The sequence below is a fragment of the Pseudomonas sp. P1_F1_2 genome, from assembly GCF_056405815.1.
In genome coordinates this window covers 71,351-91,209 of record NZ_JBFUBK010000009.1, presented here as the reverse complement: position 1 = coordinate 91,209, position 19,859 = coordinate 71,351, and the positions used below count along the sequence as shown (strand labels likewise).

Annotated in this window: 15 protein-coding genes; 3 read left to right on the top strand and 12 right to left on the bottom strand. The window is 59.5% G+C overall.

The window, feature by feature from the left end; genetic code table 11:
• Positions 1–385, top strand: a 385-nt coding sequence (gene nadE, locus AC1D2P_RS04715; RefSeq protein WP_477811324.1) for an NAD(+) synthase, incomplete at its 5' end; no start/stop codon positions are given.
• Positions 386–1,033: 648 nt separating this feature from the next.
• Here nadE and azu read toward each other — a convergent pair.
• The gene (gene azu / locus AC1D2P_RS04710; protein ID WP_109785449.1) at positions 1,034–1,480 is read right to left on the bottom strand and encodes an azurin; all 447 of its coding nucleotides are present in this window, start codon (positions 1,478–1,480) and stop codon (positions 1,034–1,036) included.
• Between the two features lie 343 nt (positions 1,481–1,823).
• On the opposite strand from azu, the gene AC1D2P_RS04705 reads away from it, so the two are divergent.
• Both AC1D2P_RS04705 and AC1D2P_RS04700 read left to right on the top strand, forming a co-directional pair.
• Entirely contained in the window at positions 1,824–2,411 is a 588-nt protein-coding gene (locus tag AC1D2P_RS04705; protein WP_109785448.1) for an LOG family protein, read from the top strand.
• A gap of 68 nt (positions 2,412–2,479) precedes the next feature.
• Complete coding sequence (locus AC1D2P_RS04700; RefSeq protein WP_046028429.1) at positions 2,480–2,668, top strand: hypothetical protein; 189 nt, start codon at positions 2,480–2,482, stop codon at positions 2,666–2,668.
• 238 nt (positions 2,669–2,906) lie between these two features.
• Here AC1D2P_RS04700 and AC1D2P_RS04695 read toward each other — a convergent pair whose 3' ends face one another.
• The 11 genes from AC1D2P_RS04695 to rnr form a co-directional block, all read right to left on the bottom strand.
• Positions 2,907–3,797, bottom strand: coding sequence for a transglutaminase family protein (locus AC1D2P_RS04695; protein WP_046028428.1), 891 nt, complete (start codon positions 3,795–3,797; stop codon positions 2,907–2,909).
• Positions 3,797–6,283: a circularly permuted type 2 ATP-grasp protein gene (locus AC1D2P_RS04690; protein ID WP_046028426.1), complete on the bottom strand. Its 2,487-nt coding sequence runs from the start codon at positions 6,281–6,283 to the stop codon at positions 3,797–3,799. The genes AC1D2P_RS04695 and AC1D2P_RS04690 overlap by 1 nt, the downstream gene beginning before the upstream one ends.
• 88 nt (positions 6,284–6,371) lie before the next feature.
• Positions 6,372–9,647: a transglutaminase family protein gene (locus AC1D2P_RS04685; protein ID WP_477811323.1), complete on the bottom strand. Its 3,276-nt coding sequence runs from the start codon at positions 9,645–9,647 to the stop codon at positions 6,372–6,374.
• 308 nt (positions 9,648–9,955) lie between these two features.
• Positions 9,956–12,259, bottom strand: coding sequence for a YgiQ family radical SAM protein (locus tag AC1D2P_RS04680; protein ID WP_109785532.1), 2,304 nt, complete (start codon positions 12,257–12,259; stop codon positions 9,956–9,958).
• 225 nt (positions 12,260–12,484) lie between these two features.
• Entirely contained in the window at positions 12,485–13,879 is a 1,395-nt protein-coding gene (gene dnaB, locus AC1D2P_RS04675) for a replicative DNA helicase (protein WP_007947521.1), read from the bottom strand.
• A 109-nt stretch (positions 13,880–13,988) separates the two neighbouring features.
• Complete coding sequence (rplI, locus tag AC1D2P_RS04670) at positions 13,989–14,435, bottom strand: 50S ribosomal protein L9 (RefSeq protein ID WP_046028423.1); 447 nt, start codon at positions 14,433–14,435, stop codon at positions 13,989–13,991.
• Between the two features lie 19 nt (positions 14,436–14,454).
• Positions 14,455–15,348, bottom strand: coding sequence for a YybS family protein (locus AC1D2P_RS04665; protein WP_109785446.1), 894 nt, complete (start codon positions 15,346–15,348; stop codon positions 14,455–14,457).
• 36 nt (positions 15,349–15,384) lie between these two features.
• Positions 15,385–15,615, bottom strand: a complete 231-nt coding sequence (rpsR, locus tag AC1D2P_RS04660) for a 30S ribosomal protein S18 (RefSeq protein ID WP_002551829.1) — start codon at positions 15,613–15,615, stop codon at positions 15,385–15,387.
• A gap of 28 nt (positions 15,616–15,643) precedes the next feature.
• Complete coding sequence (gene rpsF / locus AC1D2P_RS04655) at positions 15,644–16,066, bottom strand: 30S ribosomal protein S6 (protein ID WP_008035342.1); 423 nt, start codon at positions 16,064–16,066, stop codon at positions 15,644–15,646.
• Positions 16,067–16,371: 305 nt separating this feature from the next.
• Positions 16,372–17,139, bottom strand: coding sequence for a 23S rRNA (guanosine(2251)-2'-O)-methyltransferase RlmB (rlmB, locus tag AC1D2P_RS04650; protein WP_109785445.1), 768 nt, complete (start codon positions 17,137–17,139; stop codon positions 16,372–16,374).
• A complete protein-coding gene (gene rnr, locus AC1D2P_RS04645) occupies positions 17,136–19,772 on the bottom strand; it encodes a ribonuclease R (protein ID WP_109785444.1) in 2,637 nt (878 codons plus the stop codon). Before rnr ends, rlmB begins: the two co-directional genes overlap by 4 nt.
• Positions 19,773–19,859 lie beyond the last annotated feature (87 nt).

Genomic DNA, 19,859 nt, shown 5'->3' with positions numbered 1-19,859 from the left:
GCGCATGGTCGCTCAGTACACCATCGCGGGCGCAGCCCACGGCCTGGTGATCGGCACCGACCACGCAGCAGAAGCCGTGATGGGTTTTTTCACCAAGTTCGGCGATGGCGCCTGCGACCTGGCGCCACTCAGCGGCCTGGTTAAAAATCAGGTCCGCAATATCGCCCGCAGTTTCGGCGCACCGGAATCGCTGGTGGAAAAAATCCCGACAGCCGATCTGGAAGACCTCTCGCCGGGCAAACCGGACGAAGCGTCGCACGGCGTGACCTACGCCGAAATCGACGCATTCCTGCACGGCGAGCCGGTGCGTGAGGAAGCGTTCAAGATCATCTGCGACACGTACAAAAAGACTCACCACAAGCGCGTGATGCCGTTTGCACCTTGATATTTGGGGGGCAGGAGACGCCATCGCGGGTTTGCCCGCGATGGCCGATGACACGGCCAAATGCAGGACACAAAAAAAGCGTCCCAAGTGGACGCTTTTCTTTGGATCGCTCGCTCTCTGCGCTGAATGATCTCAACGTTTTTCAAAGTAACAAGACGAATAGAACGAAAGACCTTAAAACGACGTAGGGCTTTTCCCAAATCAATGGATGCCCATTGATCAAAAGAAGGCACCAGCACAGAGTCCATTTCCGCCTACTCTCCGGACTCCAGAATGGCCCTCCTACCGAACGTCATCCGACACATTGCTGCCGCGCTGACCCTCGCTTGCTGCCCTGTAGCAACCCTCGCGCAGACGCAGACGCCAGCCTCAGGCAATACTCTACTTCCCGATTTCTTTTCGTTGAGGAGCGAGACGATACGTTGCTCATGGCAAACGATGCCGACCCCGGAAGCCAGCCAGATGAGCGATTGCCTGCCACCCGGAGAAAATGCTGTCGGCCATCCACTCGAGCATGCGAATCAAAAACATTTTTTAGACAGGAACGAGGAAAGAGCCCGCATAYCTTCGATCGGATTCGAACTCGACCTCGGTACGTTCAGATCTCTGGAACCTTAGTTTTAAAATCCAAGGTTCCAGAGCGCCGGATTACTTCAGCGTCACAGTGCCTTTCATCATCGCGATATGGCCCGGGAACGAGCAGAAGAAGCCATAGGCTTCGCCAGCGGCCAGCTTCGACACGTCGAAGGTCACCGAGTCCGTTTCGCCGGCACCGATGATTTTGGTGTGGGCGATGATGCGTGCATCACCTTCCGGCAGATAGTTCTTGTCGATACCAGCGGCCAGGCCAGCGCTGGCAATCGTCTGCATATCTGCTTCTTTGCTCAGCACCCAGTTATGGCCCATGACGTTCTTCGGCAGGCTGCCGGAGTGAGTCAGTTCGACAGTGAACGTTTTGCAGCTCTTGTCGATCTCAATGGCCTTCTTGTCGAAGGACATCTGATCAGTGGAGTCAACGGTGACTTTGCATTCTGCAGCCATCAATTGACTACTGGCCAGTGTCAGCAGGGATACCGCAACAAGTTTGGCAAACATGGTGAATCTCCAAGGCAGGGTTAACAAAAGTGCGAATGGACAGAAGACTGCCTGAAATCTTCGCAAGTTCCTATGACCTGAATCATAAATTGTATACAACTTTCAGGCTATGACACCTATCGACACAATCTACCAGCCAAGTGTCTGGTACGGCCCTATCATCAGGCCGTCATCACTCATCTGGAGCGCCGGTCATGTCCTTCAATAGCCTGTTGTGCAGTTTGCTCGCCGCATATGCCTGTGGCGCCAGCGGTACCTACGAAACTCCCAAACGCGAAGTTTAGACCTTGGAACGCTGCGTGCCTGCCTTTACTCTGTGGCCATCCTGACCATGGAGAAAAACATGTCTTTGAAGTCTGTTTGTGTATTTTGCGGCGCCAGCACCGGCACCAACCCGGCTTATCGTGAAGCGGCTGCCGCCCTGGGGCGAGCATTGGCTGAGCGCAAGCTGACCCTGGTGTATGGCGGCGGTGCCGTCGGCTTGATGGGGATTGTCGCCGATGCGGCATTGGCGGCCGGCGGCGAAGTGATCGGGATCATCCCGCAAAGCCTCAAGGACAAGGAAATCGGCCACAGCGGCCTGACGCGCCTGGAAGTGGTCGACGGCATGCACGCGCGAAAGGCGCGGATGGCCGAACTCAGCGACGCGTTTATCGCCCTGCCCGGCGGTCTCGGCACGCTGGAGGAACTGTTCGAAGTCTGGACCTGGGGCCAGCTCGGCTACCACGGCAAGCCGTTGGGGTTGCTCGAAGTGAACGGTTTCTACAGCAAATTGACCGGTTTTCTTGATCATATCGTCGGCGAAGGCTTCGTTCGCGCACCACACCGTGACATGCTGCAAACGAGCGAATCGCCGCAAACCCTGCTCGACGCACTGGACGCCTGGCAACCGTCGGTCCCGCCAAAATGGACCGATCAAAAACCCAGCTAACGGCTTGGCACCGATACAGGGCAGAATATGCGCCGCTCAACCTCACCTTCGACCCCAGAGGATCGCCCATGGCTAAACCTAATTATTCCTTCGCCAAACGTCAGAGAGACTTGGCCAAGGAGCAGAAGAAAGAGGAAAAGCTTCAGCGCAAGAAAGCTACAGCTGAAGAAGACGCCGCAGCACTGAACCCCGATGCCGAAGGCGACGTGGCTACAGACGAAACTGAAGCACCGAAAGATCAGGCGCCCGACGCCTGAGACCCTCAGGGCCGGATGATCTGATCGGGCCCACCGGATCTGTGTCCAGGGTCAGCAGTTACTTTGCTGACCCTCACAGTCCCCCTCTGAAATGCCCTCCAAAAAACACTGCATATTCCCTGTGGGAGCGGCGATGCGGCGATCCGACTTGCTCGCGAAGGCGGTGTATCAGCTACATAAGTAACGACTGACACTCCGTCTTCGCGAGCAAGCCCGCTCCTACATCTATGGATCTTTGTTACTCCAATGGCATCACGGTGACGCGGACTTCCGGGTCATGATTGCCGCCGCCCAGAATCACCCCACGCAACGGCGAAACATCAGAGAAATCCCGGCCCCATGCCAAGGTGATGTGTTCGAGCGCCGGTTGTATGTTGTTGGTCGGGTCAAAATCGACCCAACCCAGTACCGGGCAAAACACCGAGATCCAGGCATGCGACGCATCGGCGCCGATCAGCCGAGGCTGGCCCGGTGGCGGTTGTGTCAGCAGATAACCGCTGATGTAGCGAGCGGCCAACCCACGGGAGCGCACGCACGCCAGCATCAGGTGGGCGAAATCCTGACAGACGCCACGCCGGCGCTCCAGCACTTCCACCAACGGCGTCGCCACTTGGGTCGCTTCGGCGTCGAAAGTGAATTCGCTGAATATTTTCTCCATCAGCGCCTGTACACCCAGCAACAGTGGTCGGCCAACCGGAAAGCAGCTCTCGGAAAACTCGACGAAATTGCGCTTCAAATGCACGTAGGGTGATTCGAATCGATAACGGCACGCTTCAAGCAGGTCAGACGACATTGGCTGACTGCTGTAAGTCAGCGCGTCGCGGGTAACTTCCCAGGCGGGTGACTGAGTGAAATCCAGCGTTGGCCGGGCCAGGACTTCGACCGTGAGACTGGCATTGACCAGCAACTCATCATGCGGGCGCTCAAACGCCAACCGGGTCAGCGGATTGCCAAACACATCCAGCTCATCCCGGCGCGCGGTCGGGTCAGGACTGATCTGCAATTGTTGGGCGGTGCAGCGCTGCCAGGCACAGGGTCTCGGCCATAGATGCGCGAGCTGCTGGGCCAGCGACACCGGGCTGTCGTAGTGATAATGGGTGTCGTGGAAAATCTGGTAATGGGCACTCATCAGACGGACACCGTGCGCTGGCTGACATCATCTACATGGGCGAAATGGCGCAACGCCAGGCGATCCGACACTTGCCCACTGGCATCGGCGATTTCTTGCAGCAAATCGGCCAGACCATCGAGCGCGGCACGAACACTGGTTTCGCCAAACAACGAATTCTCCAGACACCCCAGATCAAACCGCGCCAGTCGCTCCACCAACAGCGGCAACCCTTCTTCACGAGGGGCACCAAAGTCGTCATTCAAACGTTTCAAGGTTCGAGTCACCAGCTTCAACTGGAACAGCACGGCGTGAGGGTTTTGCTCATCGAGCAGCAACAGATCGAGCACCGGCAGCAGTTGCGCCACCGCCAGGTACCGCGAACGGTAGGTGATGCTGCTGTTGCCCAACTCCAACAACCATTCCAGGCCCGCCTGATCGAAAGCCCCGGCACCGCGCAGAAACGCCGCCAGGCTGCCACTGAGAAACTGCAACCGCTCGATCCGCCGACCGATCATCAGGAAACGCCAGCCTTCGTCCCGGGTCATGTCGTCCAGCGCGAAACCTGAAAGCGCTGCCAGCGACATCACCAGGCGATTGAGGAAATCCAGCAGCTCACCGAAATCGGGCTCACGGGTTTCCAGCTCCATGGCCTCACGCTGCAACTCCACCAGCGCCTGCCAGTTTTCCCGCGAGAGTTTGCCGCGCACTTGCGAGGCGGCCCACTGCAAGCGTTGCAGATTGGAGCGCAGGCTGAAGGGCCAGTCTTCACCGAGCAACGCCGCCAACAGGCGTTCCGGCAGTTCGCCCTCATCGGGCAACAGGTTCAGCCGCTCACCGAGGTCAACGGCCGCCTGCAAGGCTTGCGGATCATCGCCGTCCACGTAGCGTGCGAGCATGATCCGCAGCAGTCGCGCACTGTCATCGCAACGTTCGCAATAGCGGCCAAACCAGAACAGGTTTTCCACCACGCGCGACGGCAGATACGGGTCTCGCCGCACCAGATCATGGACGCCAATGGTGCGTTGGGTTTTCCATTGCTCGCCGCTGGGAGGACGATCACCCAATACCCACGTGTCCTTGCTCGCACCACCGCGCTGCATTGACACCACTTCAGCATCCGCTTCGGCAGCAACCCGGGTCAGACCGCCGGGTAAAACCCGGTAGCCGTCACGGCTGGCCACTGCGTAAACACGCATGCCGATGGCTCGCGGTTGCAATTGACCGTCCTCCGCTTGCCAGACAGGCGCCTGGGACAACTGCGCCATTTCTTGCGCGACATAGGCATAAGGACGTGCCTGCATGCGTTCGGCCAGGGCTTCGCGCTGTTTTTCACTCAAATCGCCGCCAAATACAGGTGCGAAGCTTTGCGACGGGAAGGCCGGTTTGATCATCAACTCCGACAGTTTTTCCAGCGCCTGGGCCAGTACCGGCGCCTCGCCGCACCACCAGGTGGCGATGGACGGCAGGATCAGTTCTTCGCCGAACAGGAATTGATTGATCTTCGGTAGAAAGCCCAACAGTCCCGGCGACTCCAGCACACCGCTGCCGAGTGCGTTGGCCACCAAAACCCGTCCCTGCCGCACGGCTTCGAGCAATCCCGGTACACCCAGTGCGGAATCAGTGCGCAATTCCAGCGGGTCGCAGAAGTCATCGTCAAGCCGGCGCATGATCGCGTGAACCCGGCGCAAGCCGCTCAGGGTTTTCAGATAAACCGTGGCATCACGCACCGTCAGGTCGCCGCCCTCCACCAACGGATAACCGAGCTGACGCGCCAGATAAAGGTGTTCGAAATAGCTTTCGTTGAACCGCCCCGGTGTGAGCAACACGATCAGCGGCGCGTCGTCATCACTCGGTGCCTGCCTGGCGAGCGTTTCCTGAAGCGTGCGGAAGAACCCGGCCAGATGCTGCACTTTCAAATCGCGGTACAACTCGGGAAAGGCCCGGGACACGATGGTGCGGTTTTCCAGGGCATAACCGGCGCCGGACGGGGCTTGAGTGCGGTCCGCCGTGACCCACCAGCGACCATCGGGTGTGCGCGCCAGATCCACTGCGTAAAGATGCAAAAACGCCCCATCCGGGGGCGTAATGCCCTGACAGGGCCAGAGGAAATTGTTATGTCCGAACACCAGTTCCGCTGGCAGCAGTCCTTCGGCAATCAATCGCTGCGGGCCATAGAGGTCCGCCAGCACCGCATTGAGCAAACGCGCCCGCTGGGCGATACCCGCCGATAACTGCCGCCACTCATCCGCTGCGATCACATGTGGCAGCAGATCCAGTTCCCACGGCCGGTCTGCGCCTTTGGGGTCGGCGTAGACGTTGTAGGTCACGCCGTTTTCCTGGATCTGGCGGGTCAACAAGGCCTGACGCTGCACCAATTGCGAAGGCGTGCTGCGTTGCAATTGGTCGAGCAGCCGACGCCAGTGCGGGCGCACGGCGCCGCTGTCGTCGAGCAGTTCGTGGTAAGTGCCCGTTGTCAGCGGGTAGCGATCAAGCAGGTCAGGCATGGAAAGCTCGGCAGACAGCAAGGAACGGTCAGACTAGCGCAGGCACATGACGCCCGGATATACGAAAAGTCCGAGCGTCGTGTACGGTTTAGAAACGTCGCAAATCGAGTGTCATCGGCAGCTCGTCGCTCATCTCCACATTCGGTACAGGAAGTTTCCCTGGCGTGTGTCCGATGCGGAAAAACCGCGCCATTCGCCGGCTCTCGGCCTCGTTGGCGTTCACCGGCAGGCTGTCGTAGTTGCGCCCACCCGGATGGGCCACGTGGTACTGGCAGCCGCCCAGTGAACGTTGCATCCAGGTGTCGAGCAGGTCGAACACCAACGGCGCATGGACCGGGATGGTCGGGTGCAGGCAGTTGGCCGGTTGCCAGGCGCGAAAACGCACGCCGGCGACAAACTCGCCGACCCGCCCCGTGGGTTGCAACGGCACCGCAACGCCGTTGCAGGTCAGCAGATAACGTTGCGGCGCCAGCCCTGTGAGCTTGACTTGCAAGCGCTCCAGCGACGAATCCACATAGCGCACCGTGCCGCCGACCGCCCCCTCCTCGCCCAGCACATGCCAGGGCTCCAGCGCCTGACGCAATTGCAGCTCAATGCCACTGACCGCGTAATCGCCGACCTTGGGAAAACGGAACTCCAGATGCGCGGCGAACCACTCGGCCCGCACCGGGTAACCGGCCGCATTGAGATCAACGATCACATCGGCGAAATCCTGTTCGATGAAGTGCGGCAACAGGAAACGGTCGTGCAACTCCGTGCCCCAACGCGCCAGTTTCGGCGGCGCATAGGGCTCGCGCCAGAACCGCGCCACCAGTGCCCGCAATAACAACTGCTGCGCCAGGCTCATGCGTGCATGCGGCGGCATTTCAAAGGCACGCAACTCCAGCAATCCGAGGCGTCCGGTAGCACCGTCCGGCGAATAGAGTTTGTCGATGCAGAATTCGGCCCGGTGAGTGTTGCCGGTCACGTCGATCAGCAGGTTACGCAGCAGCCGATCCACCAACCACGGCGCGCACTCCTCGCCGGGGTCGGGCATCTGGGCGAATGCGATTTCCAGCTCATACAAGGCATCGTTGCGCGCCTCATCGACGCGCGGCGCCTGAGACGTCGGGCCGATGAACAACCCGGAAAACAGGTAGGACAGGGACGGATGGTTATGCCAGTAGCTGATCAGGCTACGCAGCAGATCGGGGCGACGCAGGAACGGTGAGTCCGCCGGGGTCGCGCCGCCCAACACGAAATGGTTACCGCCACCGGTTCCCGTGTGCCGGCCATCGATCATGAATTTTTCGGTGGTCAATCGGGTCTGGCGCGCTTCTTCGTACAAAAATTCGGTGCGCTCGACCAATTCATCCCAGTTCGCGGACGGTTGCACGTTGACCTCGATCACGCCGGGATCCGGGGTGATCCGGAAATTGCTCAGGCGCGGATCGCTCGGCGGCTCATAGCCTTCCAGCAACACCGGGCAATGTAATTCTTCAGCGGTAGCTTCGATGGCGCTGACCAGCTCCAGGTAATCCTCGACCCGTTCCAGCGGTGGCATGAACAAGTACAACCGCCCTTCCCGGGCCTCAGCGCAGAAGGCCGTGCGGGTCAGCCAGTCGGCGGACTCGTCAATCTTTGGCTCTCGCTCTTCGGTGACCGCGCCAGTGCCCTGGCTTTGCAGTTGTGCGGTGTCGGGCAGCGCCGGGAAATCCTGATTCGGATCCGCGGGATGAATGAACGGGTACTCCGCCGCTTTGACCCAGGGTTGCGAGCCGAGTGGCAAGCGGTAGCCCAGCGGCGAATCCCCTGGCACCAATCGGCAATGTTCCTCACGCAAATACCAGCGGCCGCTTTGCCATTGATCGCCCTTGGCAGTGCGCGCCAATGGCAGCACATGGCCGATGACTTTATCCAGGCCTTGGCTGAAGACCTTGCGCAGTCGCGCACGCTCCAACGGTTCTTCCAGTCGTGAGTCTTCGGCGCTGACGTTTTGCGGCAATGTGCCCTCACGCCAGAGGTAATAGAAATTGTCTTCGTAGGCCGCGAATACATAGCGTGTGGGAATCTTCAAGCGCTCGGCCACACTCGCCAGAAACCGTCCGGCCAGTGCGCCATCGGCGCCGTAGTCTTCCTGCTCATCGGCAATCAACGCACCGTTGTGCCAGATCGGCACGCCATCACGGCGCCAATAGCAGTTCAGTGACCAGCGCGGCAGTTGCTCGCCGGGGTACCACTTACCCTGACCGAAATGCACCAGGCCTTTGGGGGCGTAATGTTTGCGCATGCGCTGGAACAGCTCGGCGGACAGGCGACGCTTGTCCGGCCCCAGCGCAGCGGTGTTCCATTCGGCGCCGTCCGGGTCATCGATGGACACAAACGTCGGCTCGCCGCCCATGGTCAGGCGCACGTCACCCTCCAACAAGTCGGCATCGATTTGCCGACCCAATGCCTGGATCGCCTGCCATTGATCGTCGGTGTAGGGTTTTGTGACCCGTGGCGCTTCCCAGATCCGTTCAACGGACATTTCGTGGGTGAACTCGCATTCGCACGGTTCGACCAAGCCACTGATCGGCGCTGCAGAGCCAGGATCAGGACTGCACGCCAACGGAATGTGCCCTTCACCGGCAAACAGCCCTGACGTCGCATCCAGGCCGATCCAGCCGGCACCGGGCAAGTACACCTCACACCACGCGTGCAGGTCGGTGAAGTCCACTTCAGTGCCTGACGGACCGTCGAGGCTTTTGACGTCGGCGGTGAGTTGAATCAGATAGCCCGAGACGAAACGCGCCGCCAGGCCGAGGTTACGCAGCAGTTGCACCAGCAGCCATGCCGAGTCGCGGCAGGAGCCGGAGGCCTGCTCGAGGGTGTGCTCGGGCGTTTGTACGCCCGGCTCCATGCGAATCAGATAGCCAATGTCTTCGCTCAGGCGCTGGTTCAGCGCAACCAGAAAATCCACGCTGGGCAGCGGCGTGCGGTCAATGCCGTCCAGGTAGGTTTTGAACGTCGGCGTCAGGGGCAAGGTTTCCAGGTACGGCGCCAGTTCTTTGCGCTCGTCGGCGGCGTAGGCGAAAGGGATTTTCTCCGCGTAGGGCTCAAGGAAGAAGTCGAACGGATTGAAGACCGCCATTTCCGCGAGCAGATCGACTTCGATCCGCAGTTCATCGGTTTTCTCCGGGAACACCAACCGCGCCAGGTAATTACCCTGGGGGTCTTGTTGCCAGTTGATGAAGTGCTGCTCGGGCGAGACTTTCAGCGCGTAGGACAGTATCCGCGTGCGACTGTGGGCGGCCGGGCGCAGGCGAACGATCTGCGGCCCCAACTCGACAGCGCGGTCATAGCGGTAATGAGTGACGTGGTGCAATGCGRCATGAATCGACACGGCGTGCCTCCTGCGAGCCCTAAGCGTATTTGAAAGCGCGCAAGACTTATGCCATCGCGGCAACGCTGGCGCTTTCTCCATTTGCTTGAGGCAGTACAGCACCAAAATCGGGCGATGCGGGAAATAGGTTGGGCGCAGTTGCACGCAAATGTTGCGAGGAAGGGGGGTGGGCGTGATCGTTCCCACGCTCCCGCGTGGGAATGTAGCCCGTGGCGCTCCGCGTCACTGGACGCGGAGCGTCCCTAGAGGCATTCCCACGCGGAGCATGGGAACGATCAGGTTGGCGTTCTGTTCAGTTCAAGCGCGACTTAGCGCGGTACGACTGGCTTGCGGGCGGGTTTAGGACCTTTGCCTTTGGCTGCGTCCTTGCGCTCCTTGGCCGCCTGCTGGTTGCGGGCGAACGCCGCAGCCTTGGCCTGTTCACGCTTGTCCCACGGGTTAGCACCATCGCTGGCACGTGGTGGCAGACCGGTGTGCTGGGTGAGGATCTTGGTGGTCTTTTCACCTGCAACCTTGTGGCTACCGGCCGGTGTCGAGTTTTTGCGACGGGCGCTCTGGTAGCTGTCGGTCGACGGCTGGTGCAGCGGGATCAACTGGTTCTTGCCCGGTCCAATCAGATCGGCGCGGCCCATACGGGTCAGCGCTTCACGCAGCATCGGCCAGCCTTTCGGGTCGTGATAACGCAAGAACGCCTTGTGCAGACGACGCTGCTCTTCGCTCTTGACGATGGTAACCGCGTCAGACTTGTAGGTGACCTTGCGCAGCGGGTTCTTGCCCGAGTGGTACATCGCGGTGGCAGTAGCCATCGGCGACGGGTAGAACGCCTGCACCTGGTCGGCACGGAAGCCGTTGCCCTTGAGCCACAGCGCCAGGTTCATCATGTCTTCATCGGTGGTGCCCGGGTGGGCGGCGATGAAGTACGGAATCAGGTACTGCTCTTTCCCGGCTTCCTTGGAGTACTTCTCGAACATGCGCTTGAACTTGTCATAGCTGCCGATGCCCGGTTTCATCATCTGGTTGAGCGGACCTTCCTCGGTGTGTTCCGGGGCGATCTTCAAGTAACCACCGACGTGGTGGGTCACCAGCTCTTTGACATATTCCGGCGACTCGACCGCGAGGTCGTAACGCAGGCCGGAAGCGATCAAAATCTTCTTCACACCCGGCAAGGCACGGGCGCTGCGATACAGCTGAATCAGCGACGAGTGGTCGGTGTTCAGGTTCGGGCAGATGCCAGGGAACACGCACGATGGCTTGCGGCACGCGGATTCGATTTCCGGGCTCTTGCAGGCGATGCGGTACATGTTCGCGGTCGGGCCGCCGAGGTCGGAAATGACGCCGGTGAAACCCGGCACCTTGTCGCGGATCTCTTCGATTTCGCGAATGATCGACTCTTCGGAGCGGTTCTGGATGATCCGGCCTTCGTGCTCGGTGATCGAACAGAAGGTGCAGCCGCCGAAGCAGCCACGCATGATATTCACCGAGAAACGGATCATGTCGTAGGCCGGGATCTTTTCCTTGCCGTACGCCGGGTGCGGTATGCGCGCATAAGGCATGCCGAACACGTAGTCCATTTCTTCGGTGGTCATCGGAATCGGCGGCGGATTGAACCAGACATCGACTTCGCCGTGCTTCTGCACCAGCGCACGGGCGTTGCCCGGGTTGGTTTCCAGGTGAAGCACACGGTTGGCGTGAGCATAAAGAACCGCGTCGCCACGGACTTTCTCAACCGACGGCAGACGAATCACAGTCTTGTCGCGGGTCATTTTCGGGCTGGCCAGGATCTGCACGACCTTGGCTTCAGTCGGATCTTCAACCGGACCTTTTTCCTGCTCGATGGCGCAGGCCTGGGTGTCCTGGGTGTTCACGTACGGGTTGATGATCTTGTCGATCTTGCCCGGACGGTCGATACGCGTGGAGTCGACTTCGTACCAGTCTTTCGGCGTATCGCGACGGATGAACGCGGTACCGCGCACATCGGTGATGTCTTCGATTTTGTGACCGTAGGACAGACGCTGGGCGACTTCGACGATGGCACGTTCGGCGTTACCGTAAAGCAGGATATCGGCGCAGGCGTCGATCAGGATCGAGTTGCGAACCCGGTCCTGCCAGTAATCGTAGTGGGCGATGCGGCGCAGGGAAGCTTCGATGCCACCGAGCACGATCGGCACGTTTTTGTAGGCTTCCTTGCAGCGCTGGCTGTAAACCAGGCTGGCGCGGTCCGGACGTTTGCCCGCCATGCCGCCAGGGGTGTAGGCGTCATCGGAACGGATTTTCTTGTCGGCGGTGTAGCGGTTGATCATCGAGTCCATGTTGCCGGCCGCGACACCGAAGAACAGGTTCGGCTCGCCGAGTTTCATGAAGTCGTCTTTGGACTGCCAGTCCGGCTGGGCAATGATCCCGACGCGGAAGCCTTGCGACTCCAGCAGCCGGCCGATAATCGCCATGCCGAACGACGGATGGTCAACGTACGCATCACCGGTGACGATGATGATGTCGCAGGAATCCCAGCCAAGCTGATCCATCTCCTCCCTGCTCATCGGCAGGAATGGCGCTGGACCGAAGCATTCGGCCCAGTACTTGGGATAGTCAAATAACGGCTTGGCTGTTTGCATGACGATGACCGGTGTTGAGATGAAAAATCGCGGGCGCGGAATATAGCACAAAAAATAACCAATTCCGACGGCTATGGTCGGAAATTGGTGTTGGCTCAAACGCGGCGCATGAACGAGGACTGCGTTATCGTTCATCGCGAGCAAGCTTTGCTCCTACAGGCGGTTTGCGAACACCTGTAGGAGCAAAGCTTGCTCGCGATGAGGCCACATCAGACGCGGAGTAACTTACTCGTCGTCGAAGTTGTAGCTACCCGGCGCCAGGTTTTCGAAGCGGGTGTATTTGCCGATGAACGCCAGGCGTGACGTGCCGATCGGACCGTTCCGCTGCTTGCCGATGATGATCTCGGCGATGCCTTTGTGCTCGGTTTCCGGGTGATACACCTCATCCCGGTACACGAACATGATCACGTCAGCATCCTGCTCGATCGCTCCGGATTCCCGGAGGTCGGAGTTGATCGGGCGTTTGTTCGGTCGTTGTTCCAGGGAACGGTTGAGCTGCGACAGCGCCACTACCGGGCAGTTGAATTCCTTGGCCAGGGCTTTCAAGGAACGGGAGATCTCGGAAATCTCGTTGGTCCGGTTGTCACCGCCGGAACCTGGGATCTGCATCAATTGCAGGTAGTCGATCATGATCAGGGCGACGTCGCCGTGCTCTCGCACCAATCGGCGAGTCCGCGCACGCATCTCCGATGGGCTGATACCGGCCGTATCGTCGATGAACAGCTTGCGATCGTTGAGCAGGTTGACCGCCGAGGTCAGGCGCGGCCAATCGTCGTCATCCAGGCGACCGGCGCGGACCTTGGTCTGGTCGATACGACCCAGGGACGACAACATACGCATGATCAGCGATTCACCTGGCATTTCCAGCGAGTAAACCAGTACGCACTTGTCGCTGCGCAACACGGCGTTTTCCACCAGGTTCATCGCAAAGGTGGTTTTACCCATGGACGGACGGCCGGCGACGATGATCAGGTCGGACGGCTGCAGGCCGCTGGTTTTCTCGTCGAGGTCGGTGTAGCCAGTGGATAGGCCGGTGATGGCGTTGTCGGTGTTGAACAGCGTATCGATGCGGTCGATGGCCTTGGTCAGCAGGTCATTCACGCTCACCGGGCCGCCGGTTTTTGGCCGGGCCTCGGCGATCTGGAAGATCTGCCGTTCGGCTTCGTCGAGAATCTCTTCAGCCGTACGGCCTTCCGGGTTGAACGCGCTGTCGGCAATTTCGGTAGCGATACCGATTAGCTGGCGCAAGGTTGCCCGAGCGCGAACGATCTGTGCGTAAGCCTTGATGTTGGCGACGGACGGCGTGTTTTTTGCCAGCTCACCCAGGTAGCCGAGGCCACCGACTTGCGATGTCTGACCTTCCTTGTCCAATTGCTCGGCAAGGGTCACGACGTCGATCGGCGAGTTCTGGTCTGCCAGCTTGGCAATCGCGCGGAAGATCAGGCGGTGGTCATGTCGATAGAAATCGCCGTCCGACACTTGATCGAGCACGCGTTCCCAGGCGTTGTTGTCCAGCATCAAGCCACCGAGCACAGCCTGTTCGGCCTCGATGGAGTGCGGAGGCACCTTCAGGGAAGCGGTTTGCAGATCATATTGCTCGGGAGCGGAGATATCGTTCATGGCCACTTGAAATTGGAGGTTTCAGAAAGACAAAGGGCACGACCTGTAAACAGGATCGTGCCCGATGTTAACCGTCTGACGGGCAAGCCGCCAGCCGATCTGGTGTTGCTTAAGCTGCTACCACGACAACGCGTACGGTGGCTTCAACTTCGGCGTGCAGGTGCACGGCTACGTCGAATTCGCCTACGTTGCGGATGGTGCCGTTCGGCAGACGAACTTCGCTTTTTGCAACTTCAACGCCAGAGGCGGTCAGTGCATCAGCGATGTCGTGGGTGCCGATCGAACCGAACAGCTTGCCTTCGTCACCAGCGGTGGCAGTGATAGTCACTTCCAGCTCAGCCAGTTGGGCGGCGCGGTTTTCAGCCGAAGTCTTACGGTCTGCTGCGGCTTTTTCCAGCTCAGCGCGACGCTCTTCGAACGCAGCCAGGTTGGCTGGGGTCGCAGCGGTAGCTTTGCCGTAAGGCAGCAGGTAGTTACGACCGTAACCAGCCTTAACGTTCACTTTGTCACCCAGGTTGCCCAGGTTGGTGACTTTTTCCAGAAGGATCAGTTGCATGTGAAAATCCTCTTAACTTTTAACCTTCACCGTTCGCGTTATCGGCATCTTTCGGTGCCGAACGACCGCGAAAATCAATCAGGCTGTCGACGATGGCCAAGACCACCAGCAACGGATAGATCAGCTGCATGAACAGCAACAGCGTGACGTACAACCCCACCAGCCAGAACCTGGCCAGTCGCTTTTGCGCCACCAGCCCGTGAATCAGGGCCAGCCCGGCGAACACCAGCGGTACGCTGCACAACGGCGTTAACATGGCCATCTGTGGACCGATGTTCGGCCCCAGAAGCATGCACGCCAGCAGCAACATCGCCGGCAAAAACGGGAAACGGATGGCGCGAAACTCGCGACCAAAACCACCCGGGTTGTACAACAACGCCTGCCAGTAGCGCCCGACAATCAGGCTCAGCACACTGACGATTTGCAACAATGCCGCAATCAGGCCGGTCAGGACCGGTGCAATCAGGGACGCAAAATGCGCTTGCTCGTCTACCGATAACTTCTCGTAGACATCACCGAGTAGCGACGGCATGACTTTTATCAACGCCTGCGCCAGCATCTCGATTTGGGGACCAAAAGTCGCCCCCAGCACCACCGAAAACACCACTCCCATCGCTATGCTGACCAGCAGCACGCGGTCCCAGGATTCGCTTGCGCGCAAAACCAACGCAAGGCTCGAAGAACCCAACAGCACCAGAAGTGCCCGAGGGTCATCCGAGTAAAGCCACCAGATCAACGCCGGCAGCATTCCCAGGGCAAGGACGCCAACGGCGTCCTTCAATCCGCGCCGCAGAAGCACAAGGCATCCTGCGGCAGCACCCAACCAATACAACAACGGCAATGTTACGCATCCAGCCACTACGAGAGTKGCCTGCATGCGGCCGCGCATGATGAACTCAGCTATGGCGCGCATGCATTCAATCCTTTGCTACGAGTCGACTGCCCGGTCTCAGCGGCCGTGGCTGTCGGTGTAGGCCAGCAGGGCCAGGAAGCGGGCGCGCTTGATAGCGGTGGCCAGCTGACGCTGATAACGTGCTTTGGTACCGGTGATGCGGCTTGGAACGATTTTGCCGGTCTCGGATACATAAGCTTTCAGAGTGTTGAGATCTTTGTAATCGATCTCTTTCACGTCTTCAGCGGTGAAGCGGCAGAATTTACGACGACGGAAGAAACGTGCCATTTGATAGGCTCCTTAAAAGGTCCGTGGATTACTCGTCAGCGTTATCGCTGTTGTCGCTGTCATCACCATCAACGCCTTCGGCGTCGGAGTGCTCAGGACGGTCGCGACGCTCACGGCGCTCACTGCGGTTTTCTTCAGCCTTGAGCATCTCGGATTGGCCGGTAACGGCTTCTTCGCGACGGATGACCAGGTTACGGATCACTGCATCGTTGTAGCGGAAGTTGTCTTCCAGCTCGGCCAGGGCCTTGCCAGTGCACTCAACGTTCAGCATCACGTAGTGAGCCTTGTGAACATTGTTGATTGCGTAGGCCAGTTGACGACGGCCCCAATCTTCCAGACGGTGGATTTTGCCGCCGTCTTCTTCGATCAGCTTGGTGTAACGCTCAACCATGCCGCCGACTTGCTCGCTTTGATCCGGGTGGACCAAAAAGATGATTTCGTAATGACGCATGAATGCTCCTTACGGGTTGTAGCCTGCCGCTCAAAAGCGGTCAGACAAGGAGTGAATGACACTTATGGACTTGCCTGCGATAGACACATGCGTGCCTGCCGTCACAGCAAGGGGCGCAATTGTAGAGAAGGGACAGAAGAGGCGCAAGGCAATTGGTGATTATTTGAACAACCATCGATCTTTGCCCAGACACAAAACACTGTGGGAGCGAGACTGCTCGCGAAGGGGGCATAACTTTCAACATTGATGCTGAATGTTACGCCGCTTTCGCGAGCAGGTTCGCTCCCACAGGGACTACAACAGGATCAGGACTTCTTGGAAGCCCCGGCAGCTTTGACGCTACGCTGACGCTGAGCCTCGAACAGACACACGCCAGTCGCCACGGAAACGTTGAGGCTGCTGACGCTGCCGGCCATCGGCAGGTGCACCAGATAATCGCAAAGATCGCGAGTCAGGCGACGCATGCCGCTGCCCTCAGCCCCCATGATCAGGATGGTCGGGCCGGTCATGTCTTGCTGATACAGACTCTGCTCGGCTTCACCCGCCGTACCGACGACCCACAAGCCACGCTGCTTGAGTTTTTCCAGGGTGCGCGCCAGGTTGGTCACGGCGACCAACGGAATCACTTCCGCCGCGCCACACGCCACTTTTCGCACCGTCGGCGTCAGCGTCGCTGATTTGTCCTTCGGCACGATCACCGCCAGCGCACCGGCCGCATCGGCCGACCGCAGGCAAGCACCCAGGTTGTGCGGGTCGGTCACACCATCGAGCACCAGCAACAGCGGTGCTCCGTCGGTGCGATCCAGCAGCTCGTCGAGCATCGCCTCACCCCAGACCTGGCTCGGACTCACGTCCGCCACCACGCCTTGGTGCACGCCTTCAACCCAGGCATCCAGCTCACGGCGCTCGGCATTGCCGACGGCCACGCGGTTTTCGGCAGCGAGCGCGATCAGCGTTTGCACACGCGGATCACTGCGACCTTCAGCCAGCCAGATTTGCTTGACGCGTTTCGGGTGGTGACGCAGCAACGCTTCTACCGCATGCACGCCGTAGATCTTTTCCAACTGACTCATGACTTCGCCTTCGGTTTACGCGCCCCGCCACTTTTGGCAGCCGGGGCCGAACCCGCTTTTGGCGGGCCTTTACGGTGTTTGCTTGGTTTTGCTGGCTTGCCGCCGGGGGCCTTGTCAGGCGCCGACCGTCCGGTCTTTCCCCCAGACGCCGCTTTACCGCCGCTTTTCGCTTCAGACAGCAACGCCTGTTTCATTTCACGACTTTTGCGCAGCTCGGCGTTTTTCGCCGCCGCATCGCTTGGGCGATAGGCTTCTGGAGCCTTTTCCTTGGCAGGACGACGACCGGTTTTCGCCGGGGCCGGCTCTGCCGCTGATTTTGCAGAGGCGGCTGGCGCTGTAGCTTCAGTACCGCGCTTCTTGCGGCCAATCGGCGCGCTGATGGTTTTTTCAGCCATCTCAAAGTCGATCTTGCGCTCGTCGAGGTCAACGCGCATCACGCGCACTTCAACGGTATCGCCGAGGCGGAAGCTGCGGCCGGTACGCTCACCGGCCAGGCGGTGATGCACAGGATCGAAGTGGTAGTAATCGCCCGGCAGCGCGGTGACGTGCACCAGGCCTTCGACATAAATGTCTGTCAGCTCGACGAACAAGCCAAAACCGGTCACGGCGGTAATCACACCCGGGAACGACTCGCCAACGCGGTCCTTCATGAACTCGCACTTGAGCCAGTTCACCACGTCGCGAGTGGCTTCGTCCGCACGGCGCTCGCTCATCGAGCACTGCTCGCCGAGTTGCTCGAGGGCCGCCTCGTCGTACGGATAGATACGCGCCTTCGGAATGCTCATCGCACCAGCACGGCGAACGTGCGGGGTATCCTGCTTGGAATGGATAACGCTGCGAATCGCCCGGTGCGTGAGCAAGTCCGGGTAGCGGCGGATCGGCGAGGTGAAGTGGGTATAGGCTTCGTAATTCAGGCCGAAGTGGCCCTGGTTATCCGCGCTATACACTGCCTGACTCAACGAACGCAGCATGACGGTCTGGATCAGGTGGAAATCCGGACGATCCTTGATACCTGCCAGCAATGCCTGGTAATCCTTAGGCGACGGGCCGTCCTTGCCTTTGTGCAGGGACAGGCCGAGTTCGCCAAGGAAGGCCCGCAGTTTTTCCAGACGCTCCGGCGGCGGACCATCGTGGACGCGGTACAGCGCCGGGATTTCGTGCTTTTTCAGGAATTCGGCGGTGGCCACGTTGGCCGCCAGCATGCATTCCTCAATCAGCTTGTGTGCATCGTTGCGAACGGTTGGACGGATTTCGGCAATCTTGCGCTCGGTCCCGAAGATGATCCGGGTTTCCTGCGTTTCGAAATCGATCGCGCCACGCACATGACGGGCCGCCAACAACACCTTGTACAGCGAGTACAGCTGCTTGAGGTGCGGCACAACGTCGGTGTACTCACCGCGCAGCTTGCGCCCCTCGGTGGCTTTCGGCGTTTCGAGCATGGCGCTGACCTTGTTGTAGGTCAGACGGGCATGGGAGTGAATAACCGCTTCGTAGAAGCAGTAGTCGGTCATTTCGCCGGACTTGGAGATGGTCATCTCGCAAACCATGGCCAAACGATCGACTTGAGGGTTCAGCGAGCACAGGCCGTTGGACAGTTGCTCTGGCAGCATCGGGATCACGCGCTCGGGGAAATACACCGAGTTACCGCGAACCTGAGCCTCTGCATCCAGTGCCGAACCGAGTTTCACATAGCTGGAAACGTCGGCAATCGCCACGTACAACTTCCAACCGCCGGAGAACAGGCGCAGCTTGCCCGGCTTGGATTCGCAGTAAACCGCGTCATCGAAGTCGCGCGCATCTTCACCGTCGATGGTCACAAACGGCAGATGGCGCAGATCGATGCGCTTCTCTTTGTCTTTTTCTTCGACTTCCGGCTTGAGCTTGGCCGCTTCTTTCAAGACCGCTTCGGGCCAGACGTGAGGAATATCGTAGGTGCGCAAGGCAACATCGATCTCCATGCCCGGCGCCATGTAATTGCCCACGACTTCGACCACGTCGCCTTGCGGCTGGAAGCGTGGGGTCGGCCAGTGAGTGATCTTCACTTCAACGAACTGACCAATCTGGGCGTTGGCATTGCGGCCCGGCGTGACCAGCACTTCCTGCTGGATCTTCGGGTTATCCGCAACCACGAAGCCGATACCGCCTTCTTCGAAGTAGCGACCCACGATGCTCTCGTGAGCACGGGAGACCACTTCGACGATCATGCCTTCACGGCGACCGCGACGGTCGAGGCCGGAAACACGGGCCAGGGCACGGTCACCATCGAACACCAGGCGCATTTGCGCCGGGCTCATGAACAGGTCGTCACTGCCGTCGTCCGGGACCAGGAAGCCGAAGCCGTCACGGTGACCGCTGATGCGGCCCAGGATCAGGTCGAGCTTGTCCACCGGCGCATACGTGCCACGACGGGTATAGATGAGTTGTGCGTCGCGCTCCATGGCGCGCAGGCGGCGGCGCAGGGCTTCGATCTGGTCTTCCGTGGTCAGACCAAACTCTTCGACCAGTTGCTCGCGGTTAGCAGGCGAACCTCGATCAGCGAGGTGCTGAAGGATCAGTTCACGGCTAGGAATAGGGTTTTCATATTTTTCCGCTTCACGAGCGGCCTCGGGATCGAGGGACTGCCAATCGGCCATTAGAGAGTTTTCACCTTGTCTATATGCGGGTTAGTTTGGCATAGGCGTAATGAAACGGGAAATTTCAGGCTATGACAGCCCATCTAA